General features: G+C 47.4%; 19 protein-coding genes. 15 read left to right on the forward strand and 4 right to left on the reverse strand.

The features are described from left to right. Window positions 1-102 precede the first annotated feature (102 nt). The 11 genes from NFI81_RS05085 (at window position 103) to NFI81_RS05135 (ending at window position 10,199) form a co-directional block, all read left to right on the forward strand. Window positions 103-831, forward strand: coding sequence for a 3-keto-disaccharide hydrolase (locus NFI81_RS05085; protein ID WP_234613670.1), 729 nt, complete (start codon window positions 103-105; stop codon window positions 829-831). Further along, window positions 828-2,189: a Gfo/Idh/MocA family protein gene (locus NFI81_RS05090; RefSeq protein WP_234613669.1), complete on the forward strand. Its 1,362-nt coding sequence runs from the start codon at window positions 828-830 to the stop codon at window positions 2,187-2,189. Before NFI81_RS05085 ends, NFI81_RS05090 begins: the two co-directional genes overlap by 4 nt. 18 nt (window positions 2,190-2,207) lie before the next feature. Then, window positions 2,208-3,092: a sugar phosphate isomerase/epimerase family protein gene (locus NFI81_RS05095; RefSeq protein ID WP_234613668.1), complete on the forward strand. Its 885-nt coding sequence runs from the start codon at window positions 2,208-2,210 to the stop codon at window positions 3,090-3,092. Next, window positions 3,089-4,375 carry an MFS transporter gene (locus NFI81_RS05100; RefSeq protein ID WP_234613667.1) on the forward strand — a complete coding sequence of 429 codons (1,287 nt, stop codon included), beginning with the start codon at window positions 3,089-3,091 and terminating at the stop codon, window positions 4,373-4,375. Before NFI81_RS05095 ends, NFI81_RS05100 begins: the two co-directional genes overlap by 4 nt. Window positions 4,376-4,386: 11 nt before the next feature. Next, window positions 4,387-5,175: a phytanoyl-CoA dioxygenase family protein gene (locus tag NFI81_RS05105; protein ID WP_234613666.1), complete on the forward strand. Its 789-nt coding sequence runs from the start codon at window positions 4,387-4,389 to the stop codon at window positions 5,173-5,175. Window positions 5,176-5,285: 110 nt separating this feature from the next. Next, window positions 5,286-6,338 carry an ATP-binding protein gene (locus tag NFI81_RS05110; RefSeq protein WP_234613664.1) on the forward strand — a complete coding sequence of 351 codons (1,053 nt, stop codon included), beginning with the start codon at window positions 5,286-5,288 and terminating at the stop codon, window positions 6,336-6,338. 107 nt (window positions 6,339-6,445) lie between these two features. Next, window positions 6,446-7,081 (forward strand): response regulator, encoded by a 636-nt coding sequence (locus tag NFI81_RS05115; protein ID WP_234613662.1) that lies wholly within the window; start codon window positions 6,446-6,448, stop codon window positions 7,079-7,081. A 14-nt stretch (window positions 7,082-7,095) separates the two neighbouring features. Next, a complete protein-coding gene (locus NFI81_RS05120; protein ID WP_234613660.1) occupies window positions 7,096-8,331 on the forward strand; it encodes a C39 family peptidase in 1,236 nt (411 codons plus the stop codon). A 22-nt stretch (window positions 8,332-8,353) separates the two neighbouring features. Then, window positions 8,354-8,758 (forward strand): hypothetical protein, encoded by a 405-nt coding sequence (locus tag NFI81_RS05125; RefSeq protein WP_234613658.1) that lies wholly within the window; start codon window positions 8,354-8,356, stop codon window positions 8,756-8,758. Then, on the forward strand, window positions 8,755-9,465 hold the full coding sequence (locus tag NFI81_RS05130) for a hypothetical protein (RefSeq protein WP_234613656.1): 711 nt from the start codon (window positions 8,755-8,757) through the stop codon (window positions 9,463-9,465). The genes NFI81_RS05125 and NFI81_RS05130 overlap by 4 nt, the downstream gene beginning before the upstream one ends. Before the next feature lie 68 nt (window positions 9,466-9,533). Continuing rightward, on the forward strand, window positions 9,534-10,199 hold the full coding sequence (locus tag NFI81_RS05135; RefSeq protein ID WP_234613654.1) for an START domain-containing protein: 666 nt from the start codon (window positions 9,534-9,536) through the stop codon (window positions 10,197-10,199). Window positions 10,200-10,232: 33 nt separating this feature from the next. Here NFI81_RS05135 and NFI81_RS05140 read toward each other — a convergent pair whose 3' ends face one another. The 4 genes from NFI81_RS05140 to NFI81_RS05155 form a co-directional block, all read right to left on the reverse strand. After that, entirely contained in the window at window positions 10,233-11,177 is a 945-nt protein-coding gene (locus NFI81_RS05140; RefSeq protein ID WP_234613652.1) for a nitrilase family protein, read from the reverse strand. A 65-nt stretch (window positions 11,178-11,242) separates the two neighbouring features. Next, the gene (locus NFI81_RS05145) at window positions 11,243-12,064 is read right to left on the reverse strand and encodes an AraC family transcriptional regulator (protein WP_234613650.1); all 822 of its coding nucleotides are present in this window, start codon (window positions 12,062-12,064) and stop codon (window positions 11,243-11,245) included. A 71-nt stretch (window positions 12,065-12,135) separates the two neighbouring features. Next, window positions 12,136-13,605 carry an MBOAT family O-acyltransferase gene (locus NFI81_RS05150; protein WP_234613649.1) on the reverse strand — a complete coding sequence of 490 codons (1,470 nt, stop codon included), beginning with the start codon at window positions 13,603-13,605 and terminating at the stop codon, window positions 12,136-12,138. 1 nt (window position 13,606) lies between these two features. Beyond that, a complete protein-coding gene (locus NFI81_RS05155; RefSeq protein ID WP_234613647.1) occupies window positions 13,607-14,665 on the reverse strand; it encodes a hypothetical protein in 1,059 nt (352 codons plus the stop codon). A 378-nt stretch (window positions 14,666-15,043) separates the two neighbouring features. Between NFI81_RS05155 and NFI81_RS05160 the strand changes: the two genes are divergently transcribed. Genes NFI81_RS05160 through NFI81_RS05175 form a run of 4 tightly spaced genes read left to right on the forward strand, consistent with a single transcriptional unit; the run spans window position 15,044 to window position 22,154 of the window. Continuing rightward, window positions 15,044-18,178, forward strand: a complete 3,135-nt coding sequence (locus NFI81_RS05160; protein WP_234613646.1) for a SusC/RagA family TonB-linked outer membrane protein — start codon at window positions 15,044-15,046, stop codon at window positions 18,176-18,178. Between the two features lie 11 nt (window positions 18,179-18,189). Next, the gene (locus tag NFI81_RS05165) at window positions 18,190-20,085 is read left to right on the forward strand and encodes a RagB/SusD family nutrient uptake outer membrane protein (RefSeq protein WP_234613645.1); all 1,896 of its coding nucleotides are present in this window, start codon (window positions 18,190-18,192) and stop codon (window positions 20,083-20,085) included. Window positions 20,086-20,133: 48 nt separating this feature from the next. After that, entirely contained in the window at window positions 20,134-20,823 is a 690-nt protein-coding gene (locus NFI81_RS05170; protein ID WP_234613644.1) for a DUF3823 domain-containing protein, read from the forward strand. Window positions 20,824-20,843: 20 nt separating this feature from the next. Beyond that, the gene (locus tag NFI81_RS05175; RefSeq protein ID WP_234613643.1) at window positions 20,844-22,154 is read left to right on the forward strand and encodes a glycoside hydrolase family 99 protein; all 1,311 of its coding nucleotides are present in this window, start codon (window positions 20,844-20,846) and stop codon (window positions 22,152-22,154) included. The last annotated feature ends 15 nt before the right edge of the window (window positions 22,155-22,169 follow it).

Consider the following 22,169-nt stretch of genomic DNA (forward strand, 5'->3'; position numbering starts at 1 on the left):
TTACAATGTAATTCAAGATGCAAATAAAATGTTATTTATTGCAAAAAGACCATTAGAAAAATGAATGTTTTTAATTGAATTTTGCAAGAAACGAATTTAAATATGATGCGAATTTCCTTCCTTTTACTCTTCGTAATGTTTACCGGTTTGTCCGGCCAGGCCCAAAACAAAAATTCGCTTTCAAAATCCGAGCAGGATGCAGGATGGAAATTGCTATTCGACGGCAAAACCACAAATGGCTGGCGTGGCGCTTACAGCACGGTGTTTCCGAAACACGGATGGGTTGTAAAGGACGGTGAGTTGCGAGGAGAACTTTCTGAAGGCGCAGAATCGGGTGACGCGGGCGACATTGTGACGCAGAAAAAATACAGGAATTTCGAATTGGTATTCGAATGGAAGCTTGGAAAAGGCGGCAATTCTGGTGTGAAATATTTTATTGAAGAGCGACTGCCAAAACCCGAGAAAGGATCGCAAGCGGGTTACGAATATCAGCTTATCGACGATGCCACCTACATTTATCAGGACAAGCTTTTGCCGCAGGACTTGAAAACAGCTTCCATTTATGACGTCATGGCAGCCGAAAAACCGGATGTAAAAATGGAGGTTTGGCACATTTCAAAAATAAAAATAGAAAACGAGCAGATTGAACACTGGCTGGATGAGGTCAAGGTGCTGGATGTGAACAGGAAAGATGCCGCATTCAAGCAAGGGATCATGGATAGTAAATACAAAGATTATCAGGGCTTTGGCTCCATTCCGGAGGGTTACATTCTTTTCCAGGACCACGGTCACAGCGTCGCATTTCGGAACATCAAAATCAGGGAATTATGAACCGCAGAAATTTTATTGAAAAATCGGCTGCGGCTGCGGCAATGATCGGCTTTCCTACCATTGTTCCGGCATCTGTTTTTGGTAAAAATGCGCCTTCTAACAGGGTAACGGTTGGTTTAATCGGCACGGGCAGGCAGGGCTTCGGCCAGAATTTGCAAGGCGCGGACTTGGAAACGATCAGTGCGCGGGTGCCGGGATTGCTTGAAATTCCCGAAGCGCAGATTCTGGCAGTTTGCGATGTGGACAGCTGGCGAATGGCTCAGGCTAAGCAGGTTGTGGAGACACATTATAGCAAAAGCAAGCCGGGAGGCGCGTACAAAGGTTGTTCTGAACACCAGGATTTCCGGGAAATTATCGCCAGAAAAGACATTGACGCCGTCATGATCTCGACACCGGATTACTGGCACGTTCCCATGGCCATGATGGCTGCACGCGCTAAAAAACACGTGAGCTGCGAAAAGCCGCTCAGTATGAGCGTACATCAGGGCCGAGACCTTGTGGAAGCCATTAAAAAGTATGGCATTGTAAATCGGACAGACAGTGAATTTCGTTCGGTAAGGCCTCAGAATCACGCTGTTGAGCTAGTTCGCAACGGTCGTATCGGGCAGTTGCAGAAAGTGGAGATCACTTTTCCTTCCGATCCGGATCCGGTTCCAAGCCAGGCTGATATGCCTGTTCCGAAGGAGTTAAACTATGATCTCTGGCTCGGCCCCATGCCTTACGTGCCTTACACGGATATGCGCGTGCATACCCCATTTGATTTGAAAAAAAGGCCAAACTGGATGCGTGTGGACACTTATGCGCAGGGGATGATCTCGAATTGGGGCGCACATTATTTCGACATGGCGCAATGGGCTAATAACAGCGAATATTCCGGCCCGGTGGAGGTGGAAGGCAGCGGCGAGTTTCCGAAAAGTCTTTGGAACTCCATGATCAATTTTCAGGTGAGTTACCGTTATGCAAATGGGGTTGAAATGACGTGTCAGCAAACGCCAACCAGCAAGCCGGGCATCCGTTACACCGGTTCGGAAGGGTGGATTTATGTGGAAGGTTTTCCAGGCGCAATTACAGCCGGTAACCCGGCCATACTTAATTCGAAACCCACTTCCAGTGAGCTGGATTTATCCAAAACCCTGTGGGATAAGGCCGATTTTATCGAAGCCGTGAGGAACAATCGCAAGACATTGGAACCATTGGAAGTAGGTCACCGCACGATCTCCATTTCGCAAATAGGGCTTATCGCCTGCCAGACCGGCCAGAAACTGAAATGGAATCCTGAAAAGGAGCTTTTTGACGGCAATAATGCTGCAAACGCATTGCTGGCTGCTCCTTTGGCCAGAAAAGAATGGGTTTTGTAATCCTAATCAAAGCATGCTATGAAATACTTTTTGCTGATCTTTAATTTTTGTTTGCAAATGGGACATTGTTCCGGTCAAGGTATTGATAATGAATTTTTTACACTTCATAATATCATCCGCGGGGACTCAGTTTACAGCACATTTGATAAGCAGGTTGCGCTCATTAAAAAGGCAGGATTTGACGGAATTGAGATAAACCAGACCGAGAGTTTTGAAGGGATGAAAGCGGCTTTGGACAAGCATCATTTCAAAGGATCGTACTTCTATGTAAAGCTCAATCTGGAAGAGCCGTATATGGATCCGCGTCTGCCTGAATTCATTAAGGCGTTAAAAGGAAGCGGAACCATCATTGCGCCTTACATTATCAGTGAATCAAAACGTTACAAGTCATCCGACGGACAAGCAGACACGCTGACTGTCAGACTAGTCCGGCAACTCGCAGATCTGGCAGCTGCCTCCGGTCTGGACTTGGCAATCTATCCGCATTATGGCTTTTATGTCGAAAAAACAGATCATGCATTGGCCCTGGTTAAGAAGATCGACCGCAAAAATTCAGGGTTAACCTTCAATCTCTGCCACTGGCTCGCAACCACCACTGCCGACGAACGCAAAACGCTTCACGAGCAGCTTATGGCCATGAAACCGCATCTGAAAATGATCACCATATCGGGTGCTAATGACGTGATCACGGACAAAAAGAATGTTTGGGATGATTACATTTTGCCGCTTGGTCAGGGCACATTTGATACTTACGGTTTGGTAAAATATGTCGTGAAAGATCTCGGTTTCAAGGGCCCGATCGGTGTTCAATGCTATAATATCAAAGGCAATAAGCCATTGCTGATCAGCAGCACCATGGAAGTCTGGAAGCGTTACGAAGCCAATTTAACGAGCAGAAAATGAACACCTTGGCAGAAAATCCGCAAGAGCTCATTATCAATAAACCTTCTGTCATGCGCTGGTGGATTTGCGCCTTGCTGTTTTTCGCCACGACCATTAATTATATTGACCGCCAGGTGCTTGCGATTCTTGCGCCTCAACTGCAAACGGAGATCGGCTGGTCGGAAGTCGAATATGGCTACATTGTCACCGCGTTTCAGTTTTCATACGCCATCGGACTTTTGCTCGCCGGGAAGCTGATCGATTATCTAGGGACTAAGAAGGGTTATATCATTTCAATTTTCATATGGTCGCTGGCGGCGGTTGGGCACGCTTTTGCGGGCTCGGCGGCTGGTTTTGGTGTAGCAAGGCTGGCTTTGGGCATGGGCGAATCGGGTAATTTTCCGGCGGCGATAAAAGTCATTTCGGAATGGTTTCCGAGAAAAGAAAGGGCGCTGGCTACGGGGATTTTTAACTCAGGGTCCAATATCGGGGCCATTGTCGCGCCGCTGGTTGTGCCATTCATTGCCATCCATTATGGCTGGCGATGGGCGTTCATTATCACCGGAATGCTTGGTTTCGTCTGGTTGTTATTTTGGATAAAAGCTTTCAAAGCGCCCGAAAAACACCCTGATGTTAATCACGAAGAACTTGCCCTGATCAATTCTGACCAGGTTGCCGAAGATGCGCCATCGGCTACAATGCTCGAAATCCTGAAAACCAGAAAGGCCTGGGCGCTGGCTGCGGGCAAATTTCTCACCGATCCGATCTGGTGGTTTTTCCTTTACTGGCTTCCCAAATTTCTGAATCAGACTTACCACATTAACATTGACAAAATGGGTTTGCCACTGATTACGGCTTATTTGATCGCAGATGCGGGAAGCATTGGTGGCGGCTGGATTTCTTCCAAATTCCTGAAAATGGGCTGGTCGGTGAACGCCGCGCGGAAAACGACACTGCTGATCTGCGCCTTGATGGTCATGCCTATTTATTTCGTTTCCGGCATCGGAACGCTCTGGCCTGCGGTGCTGCTGATCGGACTGGGCATGGCGGCGCATACGGGCTGGTCCGCGAACATGTATACATTGGCAACTGATTTTTTTCCTAGGAAAGACACGGGCAAAATCGTGGGATTCATCGGCATGGCCGGCGCGGTGGGCGGCATGCTGATGGCCACCGCTACGGGACATTTGCTGGAAGCCACAGGCAGTTTTAAAAGCATTTTCATCGTCGCCGCTTCCATGTATTCGTTAGCGTTAGTCATCATTCACCTGCTTGTCCCCAACATTGATTCTGTAAAATCTTAGACTTCATAATCATGCAGTTTACCCCTGAACACCTCGAATCTTATCATCGCGACGGTTACGTTGTGGTGCGTGAATTTTTCTCCAGAAACGAAGTAGACCTGCTCTATCGCGTAGCAACAAGCGACGATGTGATCACCAGCAAAAGTTACGACCGGATTGACGCCGCCGGCCTCAAAACCAAGCTGGCGCTCTGGTACGCGCTTGATGAGAGCATTTACAGTAAATTCGCTCGTTCTGAGCGCATTGTAAATGCAGTGGAACAGATTCTGGATGGAAAAGCTGCGCACTACCATTCCAAATTAATGCAAAAGGAACCCAGGACGGGCGGTGCGTGGGAGTGGCATCAGGATTATGGATATTGGTATAAAAACAATGGGTTCCTATTGCCTGAAATGCTGAGTGTTATCACCGCATTAACGCCCGCAACAAAGAAAAACGGTTGTCTTCAAATGATCCGTGGCTCGCATAAAATGGGTCGCGTGGAGCATGGCTTCGCGGGTGAGCAGGTGGGTGCGGATATGGAAAAGGTGAACGAAGCATTGAAGATCATGCCGCTGGATTACCTGGAAATGGGAGCGGGAGATACTGCGTTTTTCCACTGCAATGTGTTGCATGCTTCTGCTGCGAACTTGTCGGATCATCCGCGGTGGTCCATTATTACCGCTTATAATCTCGCCAGCAACAAACCCTACAAAGATGTTCACACAAGCAGTTATACGCCTGTTGACCCTTTCAAAGGCGACCTGCTCACCGAAGAGATTGTCAGCATTTCAGATCAGGCGGATTTCCTGATAAAATAGACATTCAGTCCATCAGAAACCGGCATGTGTCGCGGAAAAGGCTTGTTTACCAGAGCATATTCTTGTACTTTGGTGAACATTCTTAAAACCTTGAACCATTGCCTGTTACCATGCGCTTTACGCTCTCGTTTCTGTTGGTAATCTCTTCACAATGGTGCTTTGCGCAATTGCAGATCGGGAAGTTTTTGGTTAATGGCAAACCGCGCACGTTTTCACGCGACACGATCCAGCTCAAAGCGGGCGATAATGATCTCATTTTAGAATTCAAGAGCATTAAGGCCGATTCGGTTTCTTACCTTTACAGGTTGGAAGGGGTTGATAATGAATGGATTGAATCCCGCTATCCTGTTTCCCGATATGTTGGCCTGGATGCCGGTAATTATATTTATCATATCAAAGCGCAGGCGGGCGGGCGGCAGCTTTCCCAATCTGAAATCTATATTAAGAAAGAGCAGGGATTTTGGAATCAATGGTGGTTTATTCCTTCTATTGTGGTTTACATTTTGGTGCTCATCGGCGTCAGCATTTATTTATTCCTGCTTTACGATTTCCGGCAAAAGCTGCGCATGCAGCACGTCAGGAATAAGATCGCTGCTGACTTGCACGATGAAGTGGGCTCAAACCTGAACAGCATTGCGATTTTTGTAGAAGTTTTACGAAAAAATGCACCGCCTGAAATGCTTCCCGTTCTGGAAAAGATCATTGCCAATTCCAAGGAATCCGTTTCGCTGATGCAGGATACGGTCTGGACGATCAATCCGAAGAATGATAGCATTTACAAACTTTTCGACCGTATGGAGTCCTTTGCCTCGGGCGTTTTGTCTAGCCGGGACATTGGTTTTGATTTCAAGGTGGAAACAGATCTTGGGCAGGTTAACTTCACAATGGACCAGCGCAAAAGCGTTTATCTGATCTTCAAAGAAGCCATCAACAACATTGTAAAACATGCCGAAGCCAGCATGGTCTGGGTACACGTGTCGCGCTCCCGGGACACGGTCCACATTGGAATTGAAGACAACGGGATAGGGTTCGATATGGCCGCTGAAAGCAATGGGAATGGTCTCGCAAATTTCAGGGATCGCGCCAATGAGGCTGGTATCCAGTTATTTATAGAGTCTGAAAAAGGGAAAGGGACGCGTCTTAAAACGGACATTGCACTCTAATGTACGGATAAAATATCCATAGAATTGTTGATATTTTATCCTGAAATAAGCTGCGAAATTTGTCATCAGCAAGTGTTCAACTTATCACCTGAAAAAAGGTCAATTGCATGATTCGCGTCTTACTTTTTGAGGATAATAAAAATCTGCGGGAAAGCCTCGCCATGTATCTGTCCGCAGCCGACGGCATCTGGTTCATTGACGCTTACCCAAACGCAAAAGAAGCGTGGCCGATCGTAAAAAAACACAAGCCGGATGTGGTGCTCATGGACATTCAAATGCCGCAAAGGTCAGGCATTGACGCTATGGTCGAAATCCGGAAAAATGCGCCGCATGTGAAAGTCCTGATACAAACGGTTTTCGAGGACGACGACAAGATTTTCCAGGCGATCTGTTCCGGCGCATCGGGTTACATCATTAAGAATCCCAACCCGGAAGTTTACGTCAAAGCGATCCAGGAAGTGAATACGGGTGGCTCGCACCTGTCGCCTTCCATTGCGCGTCGTGTGCTGGAAATGTTTCAGCATCAGTTTGTTAAGAGCGAGCTAACCTTTGTGGAGCTTACCCAGCGCGAGCAGCAGGTTTTGCGACATATGGTAAAAGGAATGAGTTATAAAATGATCGCGGATGCCTGCAATATTTCGTTCAGCACCGTTGCTACACATGTGAACCACATTTACGAAAAGCTTCATGTCAATTCCGCTCCCGAAGCTGTTGTAAAAGCATTGGAATGGCGGCTTGTATAACCCCCTGAACTAAAATGAGCGTTTCCAACTTTCCAAACATCCGGCAGGTGCATTCCACCATTTGCTGGGCGGCCTGCATCGAAATGGTCGCACGGTTTCTGCACGGGCAGGGCGATTTCGACAACATTCCGAGATCTGAAATGCCCTTACAGCGTCGCATTCTGAAAGAATATTACACAATCGAAGGCACTTTAAATGCTAACCTGACTATGCTGACTACTTTTTGCGCGATAGGAGATGGTTATCCGTCCCTGCGCCCCGAGAAAAAATATTATCAGGAAATCCTGAAAAAGGTTTTTGGTATTCATGCGAAACAGCGCTTTCAGGCAAATATTCCAAGTTTTACTTCGCTGAGACGCTACACAGAGGCAGGTAAACCGGTCATTCTCGGTATGAAATATCCGGGCATTCAAAACGGTAACCATGCGGTGGTGGTAACGAATTGCCAGGTCAGTGAAGGAGTGAAACTGTTACGTGTAGTTGATCCGTTCGCAAACCAGCAAAGGACCGACATTTGCACAACGGGACCCGGAAAAATTGCCTATTTAGATTATAATAACCTCCAAAACAGGAATGGCCAGGAACCTTCGCTCGTTTCGGTGACGACCAATTTTTTAAAAATGGCCGTGGCTTTGCAGACTGTCCTGCCAATGGAAGATGCAAGTTTGGAACCTTCCGATATGCAGCATGCTGGCGGTATTGAAGACATCCGGAATATGGTGATGGGATTTTTCCTGGACGAATCCATTTTCAGGGTCCGGTTAGAGGATCTGAAAGTCCGGGAAACGGTTATTACGTCGCATTACCAAACGCTTTCTGCGTTTTTGAACGGCGAGCCTGCCGAAGAGCTGAAACTGCTCAAAGTGCTGGCGGGAAAAAAGGAAAGCCTCGAAATCATGATCTCCGAAAAACCGGCCACAGATAAAGCGCGTGCCGTTTATGAGTTTGTCGGCATCCGTGAAAGCTATTTTACGGACGAGAATGTGGCCAGCGTCAAGTTGAAGTTCGGCGGGCATGGAACCGGAAAGCAGGTGAATCATTTTGAACCCAATTATACGCTGCTGCATCTGCAACCCGGCGATCTCACCTTCATGGTTTTCAAACAGGGTGAAGAAAGATGCTACGTTTCGCTCTCCGACCTCCCGACCATTGGCATACATTACAAAGAACCTTATTCCTTCGAAGAACTGCGGACCATTATTCTGAAAGTATTCCCAAAATATGTTGAATATGAGACTTTTACCAAATAACTAAAATTCAAACGACCCCATCATGCCAAATTTTATCATTAATAAGACAGATTTCGAGGAAGTTACGATCAACCCGGTGCCGTTGCCGACAGGTTTTACACAGAAATGCCGGACGAAGGCGAGCATTTTTCGAACCATGAATTCCGGGAAGCGAGCCGATGGTATTTTGATCCGCATTATCAAGCGCGCCAATGGAAAGCCTGATATCAGGATTTTCAAATATCTTAAAAAGCAGGATATTGGGAGCGGATTTGTCGTCGAGCGCGGCGTTCTGGAAGATCAGATGCTCAGAGGGTCGTTCATCGTTTTAAACATTTACATTTACAACGAACCCAGCCGTTCCCTTATCATTGCAGGCAGTGACGCGAAGTGCGGGCAAGAAGGTGGTGACGCGGGAGAAGGTGTAAAAGTGCGCATTCCAACATGACAGAATCGGAGTTTGGACAATTAGTAATCAAGATCGGATATGCACTTTTAGCAGCAAGAGGCGCCATAGCAGGCGTTTTTTTGCTGCGTTATGGCGGCGTACCGGACTATGCTGTGTTGCGGCCATTGTTCTGGTACGCATTGTTTGCGCTGGTAACTGCGATCTTCGAATCATCATTTATCGGTCTGGTTAATACATTTCCAGATTTTTTTGTGCCTTATCTCACGCGATTTGAAATTGACGACACATTTTTTATTTCGCCACTTTATTATTTAAATGAATTCTGGTTTCTGGGACTTTTTTTCAGTCGCATTGTGAAAGGGCAGACGGGAAAGCTTATCCGCATTGTTTCCGTTTGTTTATTTGTTTTGGAGATCCTTAATACGCTGTTTGGCGAAGGTTATAAGGATGCACAGAAGATCGGGTCATTCTGCCTTGCATTGTATCTGATCGTGGTTTCCGTATTATTTTTCAAACAGCATTTTATCAATAAAATTGGCAATTCGCTCAGCACGGATGCACTTAATCTGATCGTTTGGGGCTTTTTCTGCATTAATACATTCTCCATCCTGATCCTTTTCTTCTCCGACAGGCTTTATAACGATCTGCCCTCGTTGTTTTACCAAATCAGCATGGGGCGTATGGCAATCGAGATTTTTGGCCTGCTGCTGATCGCTTACGGGGTCAGGCTATTCAAGCCGTCCTGAATTAAATCTGCGCATCACTTTTAAAAATGCCGAATTAAAAACAGCCTAGCAGCGTTCCAAATGGAGGAATGAACGTTTATTTCGCTTGCATGCTCCGGTTTTTAAGTCTTTCTGTTTTGTTTTCGTTGATAATCGCAAATGCTTTCGCGCAACGCGACTGGAAGCTTGTTACTGAATCCGAAGGCATCAGGGTGTTTTCGCAAAGTGTTCCCGGTTCCAGGATCAATGCATTGCGTGTTGAATGTGAAGTAAAGGCAAGTGCCGGCGAATTGGTTGCCATGTTGCTGGACGTAAAAGCCGCCGAAGCCTGGGTGTTTCATACCAAATCCTGCGATTTGCTGAAAAAAGTTTCTCCCTCAGAGTTGTATTATTATTCTGAGGTTAGCATGCCCTGGCCGCTTTCAAACCGTGATTTTGTGGCTCATATCCGAGTAAGCCAGGATAAGCTTACGAAAATTGTGACGGTGGATGCACCCGCAGTCCCCGGGTTCGTAGCGCATAAGGAAGGCATTGTCCGCATAAGCCATTCGAAGGGTATCTGGATTATTAAACCGCTATCCAAAGATAAAATCAACATCGTATACACATTACAGGTCGATCCCGGCGGTGACATTCCTGCCTGGGTTGTGAACACTTTTTCAGCCCAGGGACCATTGCACAGTTTTCGTAAAATGAAGCAGGAACTGCAAGCCGGGGAATACAAAAATGCGGCGGCCGAATTTATCATTAACTAAACCCGTCCGCGCATCGATCTCTTATTCAGGTGCTTAGGTTAACCAAACCACTTTCTGACTAGAAGCATGTTCGGCACCGATAATGTCCTTGTAAAGTTCAGGGCGGCGCGCCATTTTATAGCGGTAACCACCTGCCTGTGTCAATTTTTCCGGGGTTAATGTAGCGATGGCGATGTCATTATCCAGTTTCCGGCATTCCGCAATGATGTCACCAAATGGATCCAGGATCATCGAACATCCGTTTTTCAACTGGTCGTCATCCATACCGATCGGGTTGGAGAAAACGGCATAAATGGCATTATCATAAGCGCGGGCCGGCAGCCATTTCATGAGCCATGCCCGACCTTTCAGCCCGTCAAATTCCAGTCTGAGCGAGGTTGGATCTTCCTGTCTTTTTTCCCACAAAGCCGGGTCCGCGAAGCCTGCACCTGGCCGCGTCGAAGGCGTCATCATGGTCACGTGCGGCATGAAAATAATGTCAGCACCCAGCAATGTTGTCGCCCGAACATTCTCTACAATGTTGTTATCATAGCAAATCAAAATCCCGCAATTCCAGCCGTAAAGATTGAAAATAACGTATTCATTGCCCGGTGTGAGATGTCCGTTGATGAACGGGTGCAGCTTTCTGAATTTGGCGATTAAACCTGTTTTATCAACGCAGACATAGGCTTTAAACAGATTTCCTTCTTCGTCCTTTTCGAAAAGTCCGGCCAAAACTGCAATGTTATGCCTGGTAGCAATTTCAATGAGTTTTTGAATGCTTGGCCCGTCGGGAATGATTTCAGCGAGTTCGGTCAGCTGAGCGCGATCAAGCTTTCTTGCAAATGAATAACCAGTGACACAGCATTCATGGAATGCGATCACCTGTGCACCGTCAGTAGCTGCTTTGCCCGCGAGATTATCGATGGTTTCGAGGTTATAGGCCTTATCACCGCTTCTGTTTTCAAACTGCGCTGTTGCTATTTTAAGATTTTCCATGGTCCCGTTTTTAATTGCAAAACTAAACGCAACGGAAAAGCCCGAATTGTAAAAATCCGACAAAATTAAACTATGCTTGGAACCGAGATCTGCATCAAATTTACTGCCAGCCGGTTCGTATTTTGATCGTACTGCGAAGGGGTGATGCCAGCCAGATCCGCAAAATCCTTGATAAAATGCGCCTGATCGTAATAACCGGCCTCGTAACCCAGCGCGGTTAATGACATGTCGGGGCTGTTTTTTCTGAGTTTGAGATAACGCTGCAAGCGTGCAATGCGGCAGTATAATTTTGGAGAAAGACCAATGTGAAGGTCAAACGCACGTTCCAAACTTCTTTCCGTAACAGACAGCTTTTCTGCGAGCACACGGACTGGAACGGGTGAGCATGCATTGTCTATCATTTTAGTACAAGCAGTTACAAGCCTGATATCGTGTTTGTTATATGCTAATTGACTCATTAAAAAAGATTCAATGACCTCGATACGAGCATGATGATCCTGCGCACCCAAAACCTGATCCGTTAATGGGCCAGCCGTTTGAGGGAAAATTTCAGCTAATGCAAGTGTTTGGTTCGCAAGTGATTTCGCGGGCATTTTCATAAATGCTGAAAGTCCGAACGGTTTGAAAACCACAATGAGCATGCCGATTTTTGTTCCGGAAATTAAGTCAAAATGATGGTTAACCTGCCCGTATATAAAGCTTTCCGGGTGTTTAACGGGGGCTTTGGAATGAAAATCCTGTTGCAAAAAAGCATCACCAAAATGAAATGCAATGCCCGGGTGTCCGTCCGGAAAGAAACGATGCCTGGACGGCCGGACTGCATGATCTTCAAGGATCAGATAATGCAGAATGTACGGAGCCAGCGCTGGTGATGGATATAATTGCATGGGCTATTGTTCAGAATAGTCCATGCAAAGTAATGATTTCGGTTGTAAATGTGCACGCGCTGCGCGTTTTATCAAAATTGAAAATAGATAAAGGAGCTTGTGCTTTTCTGAGTTAGAATAATCAGGATCAGCATAATAGACCAGATTGTCCCCAGAAGCCACCAGGGAAATCTGCCGAAAACTGATCGAACGGTTTTGTCTCGCATATACCAGTGTGTGCAGAAAAGGGCGACCGTCACAATGGCAATTTTAAGCATATCAGGTGTTGCCAGCATTTTGGGGCCTTGCGTGATCACACCGAACATGCAAAGCAACATGCGCATGGCCGACCCAAAGTCCGGTGACCGGAAAAAGACCCAGGTAATGTTGACAAGAAATAATGTAAACAAGGCCAGCAGAAAATTGGACATGTTTTTGCTCCGGATTGGGATGATCGTGGCTTGAATCACCATATCTTCGGCCAGGGACGTGTTTTTTTGTCTTTTCGGAATGCCGCGGATCAGTCGTTCAATGCACAGGAACAAGCCATGCAAACCACCCCAAATCACAAAATTCCATGAAGCGCCGTGCCAAAGTCCGCCTAGTAACATGGTGATCATTAGGTTGATATATGTTCTGAAACCGCCTGATCGGTTTCCGCCAAGCGGAATATACAGATAGTCGCGAAGCCAGGTGGATAACGTAATGTGCCATCTGCGCCAGAAATCGGAAAAGCCGATGGCGGCGTATGGGAATCGGAAATTTTCGGGCAAAGTAAAGCCCAGGCAAAGCGAAACGCCGATTGCACAAGTGGAGTAACCGGCAAAATCGCAGAAAATCTGAGCTGAAAAGGCCAGCACTGCCGACCAGGCGTCCAGTGGATTAACCGGAAAGGGCAAACTGAAAATGAAGTCCGCCGGTTCGGCCATCCAGCCATCCGCAATCACAACCTTCATAAACAACCCCAGCGAAAGCAGGAAAAGTCCCCACAACATTTGATAGGAGGTCGCTTTACGCGGTTCTTTAAATTGCGGTATCAGATCCTCAGGACGAACGATAGGGCCGGCAACCAAATGCGGGAAGTAGGTAACGAACAAGGCGAAGTTGAGGAACGATGGTTCCGGTGCAAACTTGCGTCTGTATACGTCGATCGTGTAGGACAATGTTACGAAGGTGTAAAATGAAATCCCTACCGGAAGGATAATGTCCGGTTTTACTGCCTGAAACACAATGCCCATACTGGCCATTAACGCCGTGAAGTTTTCGAGCAGGAAGCCGCCGTATTTAAAATAACTCAGCATGCCCAGGTTCAGAACAAGGCTTACTGCCAGCCACATTTTCCGGCGCATTTTGTCTTCGGTTACGGAAATGAGGCGCGCCATGTAATAATCCACGACCGTAGAAAGCCACAGCAGCAGGATAAAAGGCGGATTCCAGAGCGCATAAAACAGATAACTGGCCAGTAACAGGTTGATTTTTTTGGTTTTCCATGAAAACGGCAGGTTATGCAAAACCAGCAGCAAGATGAAAAACAGAACGAAAGTATATGAGTTGAATACCATGTTATTGAATTTTTGGAATGGCTGATGTTTTGCGAAGTGTTACCCGATTTTTCTCTTCAATAATCCGGATCAGGTCTTTTGTAAATGGCTTTGTATCAGCCGGGCTTAAATGCGACCAGTCGGGACATATATACTTGGAGAGTTCCGGGTAATCAGTGAAATGGATGCCGGGTGCGCCTGTTTCTCTTAAAAGCCGGTCCCAGTAGAGCTCGCGGGGATGGGTTTGCTTTTCGGCTGACCAAGCTGGATCACTGGAAGGCATCCTCAAAAATGTGACACTGCCGCCTCTCGCCCTGATCTTGTCAACCGACCCCTTCACGGAAGAAATAATGTTAGAAAGCGTGTCTCCCGAAAAGCCCCGTTTGGTTTCCAGCATGCCCAGGTAGCTCCACACATATTGGACGCCGTGTTGCACAGCCGTATCCGCCATAAATGCGTCACTAAAAACCTCCTGTCTGTTCGCCATTGTATAGCCCATTTGCAGGGGGAAATTCGGGAAAACAAATACGCCGGGGCGACTTTCTATGGGCAGCCTTTTGAGCAGCGAATTGAGCGAAAAGCGCTCCTCATCCAGGAAAATAAGGTTGCTTTCCAGGATATGGTTCAGTTGAAAACTGACCTGCTGCGAAAGCGACCATCTGGGATAAAATGCCAGTCGTTTGGCCGCCCTGTCTTCCATAAATGAGCCATCGGCGGAGAAGAAAAGTCCCTCGGTAATGCCTACCAGCACTGTGCCTTTGAACTTGGGATCATTCGCCAGATCGCGCAGGATGGGGCGGGGCGATGTGCCAACCAACGCCAGCTGCACGGGCTTGTAACCCGTTTCTTTTTCCCAGGTTTCCTGGTCAATGTCAAACTTTACGCGTGACGAGCCAATGATGACTGGCTGGCCGGGTGCGGTGTTGTAGATCTTTTTTCGGTTGTGCGCCCAGAGACTTTCATCGTCGTTGAACGAAAGCGCGAAACCCTGGTTGCGCCAATAGATTTCCCAGCCTGCAACAAATAATAAGACGAGAGCGAGTGCCAGCCAGGCCGCTTTTTTGTAATCGTGAGTTTCCATGAATGTGAATTTTAGGAACGGATGGGGATTTGCAGTTAATTGTTTTTCGGTTACAATTGATTGTATATCAATTAATTGTAAATAAATATAATGCTATCCGAGACAATCCGGCACTGAAAAAACACCAAACGTGGGGTGTTGTTATTTAGCGGTCACGTTTCGCGTAGTTCCACCCAGAGGCCCTTCACGTACATCTCCGCAGTTTTTCCTTATTGGATTATTTTATTTAAAAATTAGATAAAATTCTTCTCCGGTAAGGTTTGATTAATCTTTTATTAATCATTTCTTAATAAGCCCTGCATTACTTTGACCCATGGTTTGGCCAACCTTGATATCATTGAAGCTTCACGTTGCTGTCACCGACTTTAAAAGAACTCTATGGAAAATCGACTTTTATTAGAACCGGAAGTGTTACGAACCTTCCAAAAATACCTGCTGCATTTCTGCCTCGCCGTCACGCTGCTGGCGGGGCATCCGGTCATCGCGCAGTCGGCCGGTGAAACCAACATTTCGGGAGAAATCAAGGATGAAAAGAATGGCGCTATCCCGGGTGCGAGCATCGTGTTACAAGGCTCCGCAAAAGGAACCACAACCGACGCAAACGGCAAATTTTCAATGAGCGTGCCCCGATCCGGCTCGGTGCTGATCGTGAGTTTTTTGGGATATAAGCGCCAGGAAATTGCGGTTGGCAATCAAACAGAGTTTGACATCAAACTCGAACCGAGCACGGATGACTTGCAAGAGGTGGTGGTGGTAGGATATGGAACGCAGCGGAAGCAAACCCTTACGGGCGCAATTTCAAATATTATCTCCGAGGACATTAAAACCACCACGCATACGAGCCTGGCGCAAAGCCTTCAGGGAAAAGTGGCCGGTGTGCAGATCCGCCAGAATTCGGGTGAACCGGGTTCATTCAGCACAAGCATTAACATTCGCGGGTTCGGCGAGCCGCTTTACGTCGTGGACGGCGTGGCGCGTGACGGCGGTTATGAATTTCAAAAGATCAACCCGGACGACATTGAAAGCATTTCGGTGCTAAAAGATGCTTCGGCTGCGATTTTCGGGATCCGGGCGGGTAATGGTGTGGTGATCGTGACGACAAAAAAAGGAAGCAAGGGAAAGCCTAAATTCAGTTACAATGCGGTTTATGGTCGGCAAAGCCCAACGGACGTTCCGCAAATGACCTCTGCTTTGCAATGGGCTGAAATGCGCAATGACGCTGCTAAAAATTTAGGTGAAAATCCGGTTTATACGGCTGAGGAAATCGAAAAATTCAGAACGGGAGCGCCTGGCTACGAGGGAACGGATTGGTATAAAACGGTTTTAAATAAATCAGCTTCCCAGCAGCAACATTTTCTCTCCGCTTCCGGCGGGGAAGGAGCTGTGACCTATTTTACCAGTTTTGGTTTTCAAAATGAAAACGGTCTTTTGAAAAGTAAGGATATGGGTTATAAAAAGTACACATTTAGGGCTAATGTAGGCATTGATTTGACCCAAAACCTGAAAGCGGACCTGATCCTTTCCGGGCTTTTTGACAAAAGAGATCAGCCGGGAGACAACTTTTTCAATATTTACAAAGGCACCAGAATCGCATTGGCGACGGAGCGGCCTTTTGCCAATGACAACCCGAAATATCCTTCCCTGCTCAGCGGAGGCTATAATCCGGTTGCGCTGGCCGACGGTGACATGACGGGATACAACGAGGAAGCCAACAAATTTTTCCAATCCACTTTTGCGTTGACTTACTCAGTTCCTTTTGTTCCGGGGTTGAAAGTGAAGGGTTTGGTGGCTTATGACAGCAACAATTATCGCAATAAGTCTGTCTCCAAAAGCTACAACCTTTACACCTACGACGCGGCGACGGACAAATACACAGCCCATTTGCAACGTAATCCTTCGCGAATAGGCAATAATTTTTCAGACAATAATCGCGTCACATTTCAGGGACAATTGCTTTATAACACCGTGATCGCTAAAAATCACAATGTGGGTGCGACATTGGTTTACGAGCAGCAGGAATCCAAAAACCGCTGGGCCGGCTTAGGTCGGGAATATGCATTTTATACCAATGACCAGATTGACCAGGCCGGGCTTAATAACCAGACAACCAGTGGTTCCGAGAGCGAATACGCGAGCCAGTCATTTGTGGGAAGGCTGAATTACGACTTTAAGGAAAAATATTTGCTTGAAGTTGCGGCCCGATATGACGGCTCTTACCGGTATCACCCGGATCGTCGCTGGGGATTGTTCCCGGTGGTTTCTGCCGGCTGGCGGATCACGGAAGAGCCGTTTATGGACAACATTCCTTTGATTTCCAATCTTAAACTGAGAGGTTCTTACGGCCTGGTAGGCGCTGATGCGGGTGCGCCATTCCAGTATGTGCCCGGCTTCTCGCTCACGGGTGGCGGCGGTTACGAATTTACCAATGGCAATTACACAACCGGAGCAGCATCTCCTGCCATTGTAAATGAACAATTAACCTGGTTTAAGTCTAAAATCAAGGACGTCGGCATTGACATCGGGCTTTGGGATAACCGTGTGGATCTGACTTTCGATGTGTATCAACGGGATCGCAAGGGATTGCTGGCCAGAAGAAATGTATCATTACCCAACACTTTCGGCGGAACATTACCGGACGAAAACCTGAACAGCGACCGCGTTCAGGGAATCGAATTTTCGGCTGCTTATAATGGTCAGATCCGTGATTTTAAATATGGTATTTCAGGAAACTTCAACTTTGCCCGCACCATGAACCGCTATGTGGAAAGAGGCGATTTCCTGAACAGTATGGATAAATGGAAGACCGGGACAACGAATCGCTGGAACGACGTCGTTTGGGCTTACCAGCTGGAAGGCCAGTTTCAGAACAAAGATGAAGTGATTTACGCTCCGATACAGAATGGTGATCTGGGTAATACCCGTGAGCTTCCGGGGGATTTTAAATACAAAGATGTGGATGGAAACGGCATGATCGATGGTAATGACGCATTGCCATTGTTCTTCGGCGGCGATCCTAAAATGTATTACGGCGTTACACTCAATGCATCCTGGAAAGGTTTCGACTTCACAGCGCTATTCCAGGGATCTGGGAAATACAGCGTGCGTTTCCGGGAAGTGTATGCGGAGGTTTTTGCTTTTCGAGGGAACACGCCGGAATATTTTTACGACAGATGGCATCTGGATGGTGATAATGAGTGGATTCCGGGTAAATGGCCTGCTTCCCGCTTCAATTATAATGTGGGAGCCATGTATGCCGAAAGTTCGGCCTGGCGGAAAGATGCATCTTATCTGCGTTTCAAAAGCGCGCAGCTTGGTTACACATTCAACCTTAGCTGGCTGAAAAAGATCGGAATTGACGACGTCCGCGTCTATGGCAATGCACACAACATTTTCACCTGGGCCGATCCGTTCGTGAAGCCGTTTGATCCCGAAAAAATTGAAGGGTTGTTCGGTGCCGGGCTTACTTATCCGGTCACAAGAAGCTACAACTTTGGTATTAATGTTACATTCTAACAGCTGAGAAAATGAAATTGACCAAACATATATTAATGCTCCTTCTGCTGTTAACCGCCATTAGCTGCGACAATGTGCTGGACAAGCAGCCATTGGACAAGTTGCAGGGAGAAAACCTTTTTTCAAATCCGGAAGGGGTGAAATTGTACATGGCGAACTTGTATTATCAGTTGCCAATCGAAGACTTTACCTTTTTCAGACAGGGTTTTAACTGGAACACGGGCGACCCGAACAATGGTGGATTTGCGCCCGCTATGATTACGGACGAAGCGGTTCACACGGAATTCGGTGATTTTATTGGTAATGATGATTTTCAATGGTGGGACCAGGGTTATAAGTTGATCCGGGACACCAACATTCTGATCGACATTATTCCTACACTGGATGTGAGCGAGGACGAAACCAAAGCGCTTGTGGGTGAAAGTGCCTTCATCCGTGCGTATGCCTATTTTGCATTGGTTAAAAGATATGGCGGCGTTCCCTTGATCACGGCTGTGCAGAAATATGAAGGTGATGTGGAAGCGCTGAAAGTCCCACGCAGCACAGAAAAAGAGACCTGGGATTTTGTATTGAAGGAATGCGACATTGCAATAGCGAATTTGGCGGATTCATGGCCGGGCGGCGAAAGGCGTGCTACGAAATGGGTGGCATATGCGCTCAAATCCAGGGCTGCATTGCACGCTGCATCTTTGGCCAAATACGGGGAGAGAGCGCCAATTTCGGGAACTGCCGTGGATCAGAAACTGGTTGGCATTGACAAATCGGCTGCTGCCGAATACTACAAGGCCGCTATTGAAGCATCTGAGGCCATTATCAATTCCGGGAAATTTGCCCTCTACAAGCCTGCGCCGGCCAATCCCGAAGAGGCTGCTGAAAATTACCGCAAGCTTTTTGAAGATCCCAATATTGCGCCAGCCGAGGCTATTTTCATCAAAGGTTTTGCACGGCCCGGCGCGGGGACCGGGCACAATTACGGGATCTGGTATCAACCCAACCAGACTGCCAACGGCTGGCCGCATCCGGGCCGCATGAACCCGACACTGGACTTGATCGATGCTTATGAAAGTTACACAAACCCGGGACAAAACGCACCGGTCACGACGACCGTCGCGGGTAATGATGTGAATGATTACAATGGTTTTGACCCGGCAAAAAACTACAAACGATATAACGATCCTGCCGGGATTTACAAGGATAAAGATGCGCGTTTGTGGGCAACGGCAATCTTGCCGGGAACGCCCTGGAAAGGACAGAAAATCATCATTCAGGCCGGATTCGTGAAGCCGGACGGCAACGCACAATTATTCGGCGGTGACCCGATTAAAGTGGGTAGCGCGACCATTTATCCTTACGGAGCCGCGGATCGCACGCAATATTCAGGGTTCGACACCTGGGGCGGAAATAATACCCGGACGGGCGTGAGCTTCAAGAAATTTCTTAGCGAGGGCGTGAATGTTGCGCCGGGTTGGAATCAGACGGTTTCTGACTGGGCCGACTTCCGTTACGCCGAAATCCTGCTAAACTACGCAGAAGCCATCGTCGAAAGCGGCACTGGAACGGCAATCAAAGGAGCTCAGGCATTGAATGACATCCGCCGCCGGGCCGGCCACACGAAAGACATTCCGTTAACGATCGATAATGTGATCCGGGAAAGAAGGGTGGAGCTGGCGTTTGAAAATAAGCGGTTCTGGGACCTGGTAAGAAGGCGCGAATATCATACGCTATTCAACAACCGCGTGCGCCATGCGCTCATTCCCGTGCTCGACCTGCGCGTGACACCTGCGAAATATATTTTTATCCGCCAGAACATTGCGCGCCTGAATCCGGCAACCTTCGATTACAAGCAATATTATCGCTACATCCCGGGCGTTGGGTCAAACGGATTGGTTCAAAATCCTCAATATTAATGGCTGGCACGAATGCAATGTTGATCTTCATTATTATTCAATTTGACTATGAAAACAGTACAAAAATATGTCCTGGCGCTTGGGCTGATGTTCGCGACAGTGAGTTGCAAGATAGATAATTACCCCGCGCCGGACGCGCAGCTTTATGGGACTTTTCTGGATGCGGAAACCAATGAGCCCGTGGAGCAGGACATTATCCGCGGGAGCACCATTGAGTTTATTGAGCACGGGTATGCGTCTCAGACGAAGCAGGTTATGATCGTGAAAAACGACGGGACTTATCGTAATAACCTGATTTTTGCAAATCAATATACCATTACGCCCGTGCGCGGAAATTTTGTTCCTGCTGAGCCGCAGGACGTGACGGTTGCGGGTGAAACCAAGCTGGATTTCAAGGTCCAGCCTTATATTCGGGTGAAAGATGTGAAGATCGAAAAGTCCGGTTCCAAGGTGATCGCGACGTTCAAAATCCAGCAGACCGTGATCAATAATGTGAAGAAAATCGGTTTGTATGCGCATCCGGAGCCCTCGGTAGGAGAGCCCATGCGAACGGTTTTGGCTGAAACGGAGATTAATGGTGCAACTGATCCCAAGAAGGTTTACAAGCTGGAAATAGACATTCCTTCGAACAGCAATAACCTGAAAGCCGGCAGCCAGTATTTTTTCCGGGTCGGAGCGATCATCGATGCGCCGGAATCCAAATTCAACTATGCAAAGGCTGTGCGAGTGGCGTTGTGATTAAAACTAAACCTTTAACTATGAATTTCTTTAAATTCCTGATACTCTTACCTTTTCTTTCATTCAGCTGCAATGGTGCGGATGATGATAAACAAAATGTTGATTCTAAACCAATTGAAGAAGTGAAGTACGATGAGACCGGCGTGCTTTTCAAAAGCTACAAGGGCCTCGTTATGGCCGGCTACCAGGGCTGGTTTACAGCCGAGGGCGACGGTGCGGGACGCGGTTGGCATCATTACCAGAAAGGCGGGAAGTTTGAGCCAGGCGCTACTTCCATAGACTTTTGGCCCGATGTGACGGATTATTCCAAAACTTATAAAACAGCCTTTCAATACAAAAGCGGCGAGGCGGCGCAAGTTTATAGCCCCTATGACGAAGAAAGTGTAGACCTGCATTTTAAATGGATGAAAGAGCACGGCATTGACGGCGTTTATATGCAGCGTTTTGTGTCCGAAGTGAAAGGGGAAAGCGGCAAAAAACATTTCGATAAAGTGCTTGCCAATGCATTAAAAGCTTCCAAAAAATATGGTCGTGCAATCAGCGTCATGTACGATCTGAGCGGTTCAACTTCTGCGGATATGGACTTTATTGTTAAAGATTGGGAAGAGTTGCAAAGCACCTTCAAGCTTTTTGATAACAAAGAAAACCCGCAATATCTGCGGCATAACGGCCGTCCGCTGCTGGCGATCTGGGGAGTGGGATTTAATGATGGCCGCAAATACACCATTGCCGACATTCAAAAATTGCTGGAAAAAGTGAAAGGACCGACTAAAAAGGCCTCGATCTTGCTAGGCGTGCCTTATTATTGGCGGAGCCTGGGAAAAGACACGGAAAATTCGACTTTACTTCACACAATTGTTAAGACCGTGGATGTGGTGATGCCCTGGGCAGTGGGGCGATATAATGCTTCCACTTACACGGATGTTGCAGGGCCAAATTTGCCCGCTGACATTGCCTGGTGCAAAGCGAATAATCTCGACTATGCGCCGTTGGTGTTTCCTGGTTTCAGCTGGGGCAACTTAAAGAATGACAAGTCATTATACAACCAGATCCCGCGTGGGAAAGGCGATTTTTTATGGCAGCAAATTGCTGGCGCCAAGCTTTCCGGCGCGGAAGTATTGTACGTGGCCATGTTTGACGAAGTGGACGAAGGTACGGCCATTTTCAAATGCAAGCGGGAAGGGGAGCTGCCTGAAAATGGGGACGGAAAATTTGTTGGCATTGAGCCAGAGTTGAAAACGGACCATTATCTGTGGCTCACCGGGCAAGGCGCGAAATGGTTTCACGGGGAATCGGGATTCAGCGCTAAGAAACCTGAACGACCGCATTAAGAGAATCGGAAGTGG

The sequence above is a fragment of the Dyadobacter fanqingshengii genome (assembly GCF_023822005.2).
In the GTDB taxonomy this organism is placed as follows: Bacteria; Bacteroidota; Bacteroidia; order Cytophagales; family Spirosomataceae; genus Dyadobacter; species Dyadobacter fanqingshengii.

Bases quoted from the DNA above. Each gene is read 5' to 3' on its own strand.
- NFI81_RS05085 (WP_234613670.1), top strand. From the start codon at position 103: ATGATGCGAATTTCCTTCCTTTTACTCTTCGTAATGTTTACCGGTTTG.
- NFI81_RS05090 (WP_234613669.1), top strand. From the start codon at position 828: ATGAACCGCAGAAATTTTATTGAAAAATCGGCTGCGGCTGCGGCAATG.
- NFI81_RS05095 (WP_234613668.1), top strand. From the start codon at position 2,208: ATGAAATACTTTTTGCTGATCTTTAATTTTTGTTTGCAAATGGGACAT.
- NFI81_RS05100 (WP_234613667.1), top strand. From the start codon at position 3,089: ATGAACACCTTGGCAGAAAATCCGCAAGAGCTCATTATCAATAAACCT.
- NFI81_RS05105 (WP_234613666.1), top strand. From the start codon at position 4,387: ATGCAGTTTACCCCTGAACACCTCGAATCTTATCATCGCGACGGTTAC.
- NFI81_RS05110 (WP_234613664.1), top strand. From the start codon at position 5,286: ATGCGCTTTACGCTCTCGTTTCTGTTGGTAATCTCTTCACAATGGTGC.
- NFI81_RS05115 (WP_234613662.1), top strand. From the start codon at position 6,446: ATGATTCGCGTCTTACTTTTTGAGGATAATAAAAATCTGCGGGAAAGC.
- NFI81_RS05120 (WP_234613660.1), top strand. From the start codon at position 7,096: ATGAGCGTTTCCAACTTTCCAAACATCCGGCAGGTGCATTCCACCATT.
- NFI81_RS05125 (WP_234613658.1), top strand. From the start codon at position 8,354: ATGCCAAATTTTATCATTAATAAGACAGATTTCGAGGAAGTTACGATC.
- NFI81_RS05130 (WP_234613656.1), top strand. From the start codon at position 8,755: ATGACAGAATCGGAGTTTGGACAATTAGTAATCAAGATCGGATATGCA.
- NFI81_RS05135 (WP_234613654.1), top strand. From the start codon at position 9,534: ATGAACGTTTATTTCGCTTGCATGCTCCGGTTTTTAAGTCTTTCTGTT.
- NFI81_RS05140 (WP_234613652.1), bottom strand. From the start codon at position 11,177: ATGGAAAATCTTAAAATAGCAACAGCGCAGTTTGAAAACAGAAGCGGT.
- NFI81_RS05145 (WP_234613650.1), bottom strand. From the start codon at position 12,064: ATGCAATTATATCCATCACCAGCGCTGGCTCCGTACATTCTGCATTAT.
- NFI81_RS05150 (WP_234613649.1), bottom strand. From the start codon at position 13,605: ATGGTATTCAACTCATATACTTTCGTTCTGTTTTTCATCTTGCTGCTG.
- NFI81_RS05155 (WP_234613647.1), bottom strand. From the start codon at position 14,665: ATGGAAACTCACGATTACAAAAAAGCGGCCTGGCTGGCACTCGCTCTC.
- NFI81_RS05160 (WP_234613646.1), top strand. From the start codon at position 15,044: ATGGAAAATCGACTTTTATTAGAACCGGAAGTGTTACGAACCTTCCAA.
- NFI81_RS05165 (WP_234613645.1), top strand. From the start codon at position 18,190: ATGAAATTGACCAAACATATATTAATGCTCCTTCTGCTGTTAACCGCC.
- NFI81_RS05170 (WP_234613644.1), top strand. From the start codon at position 20,134: ATGAAAACAGTACAAAAATATGTCCTGGCGCTTGGGCTGATGTTCGCG.
- NFI81_RS05175 (WP_234613643.1), top strand. From the start codon at position 20,844: ATGAATTTCTTTAAATTCCTGATACTCTTACCTTTTCTTTCATTCAGC.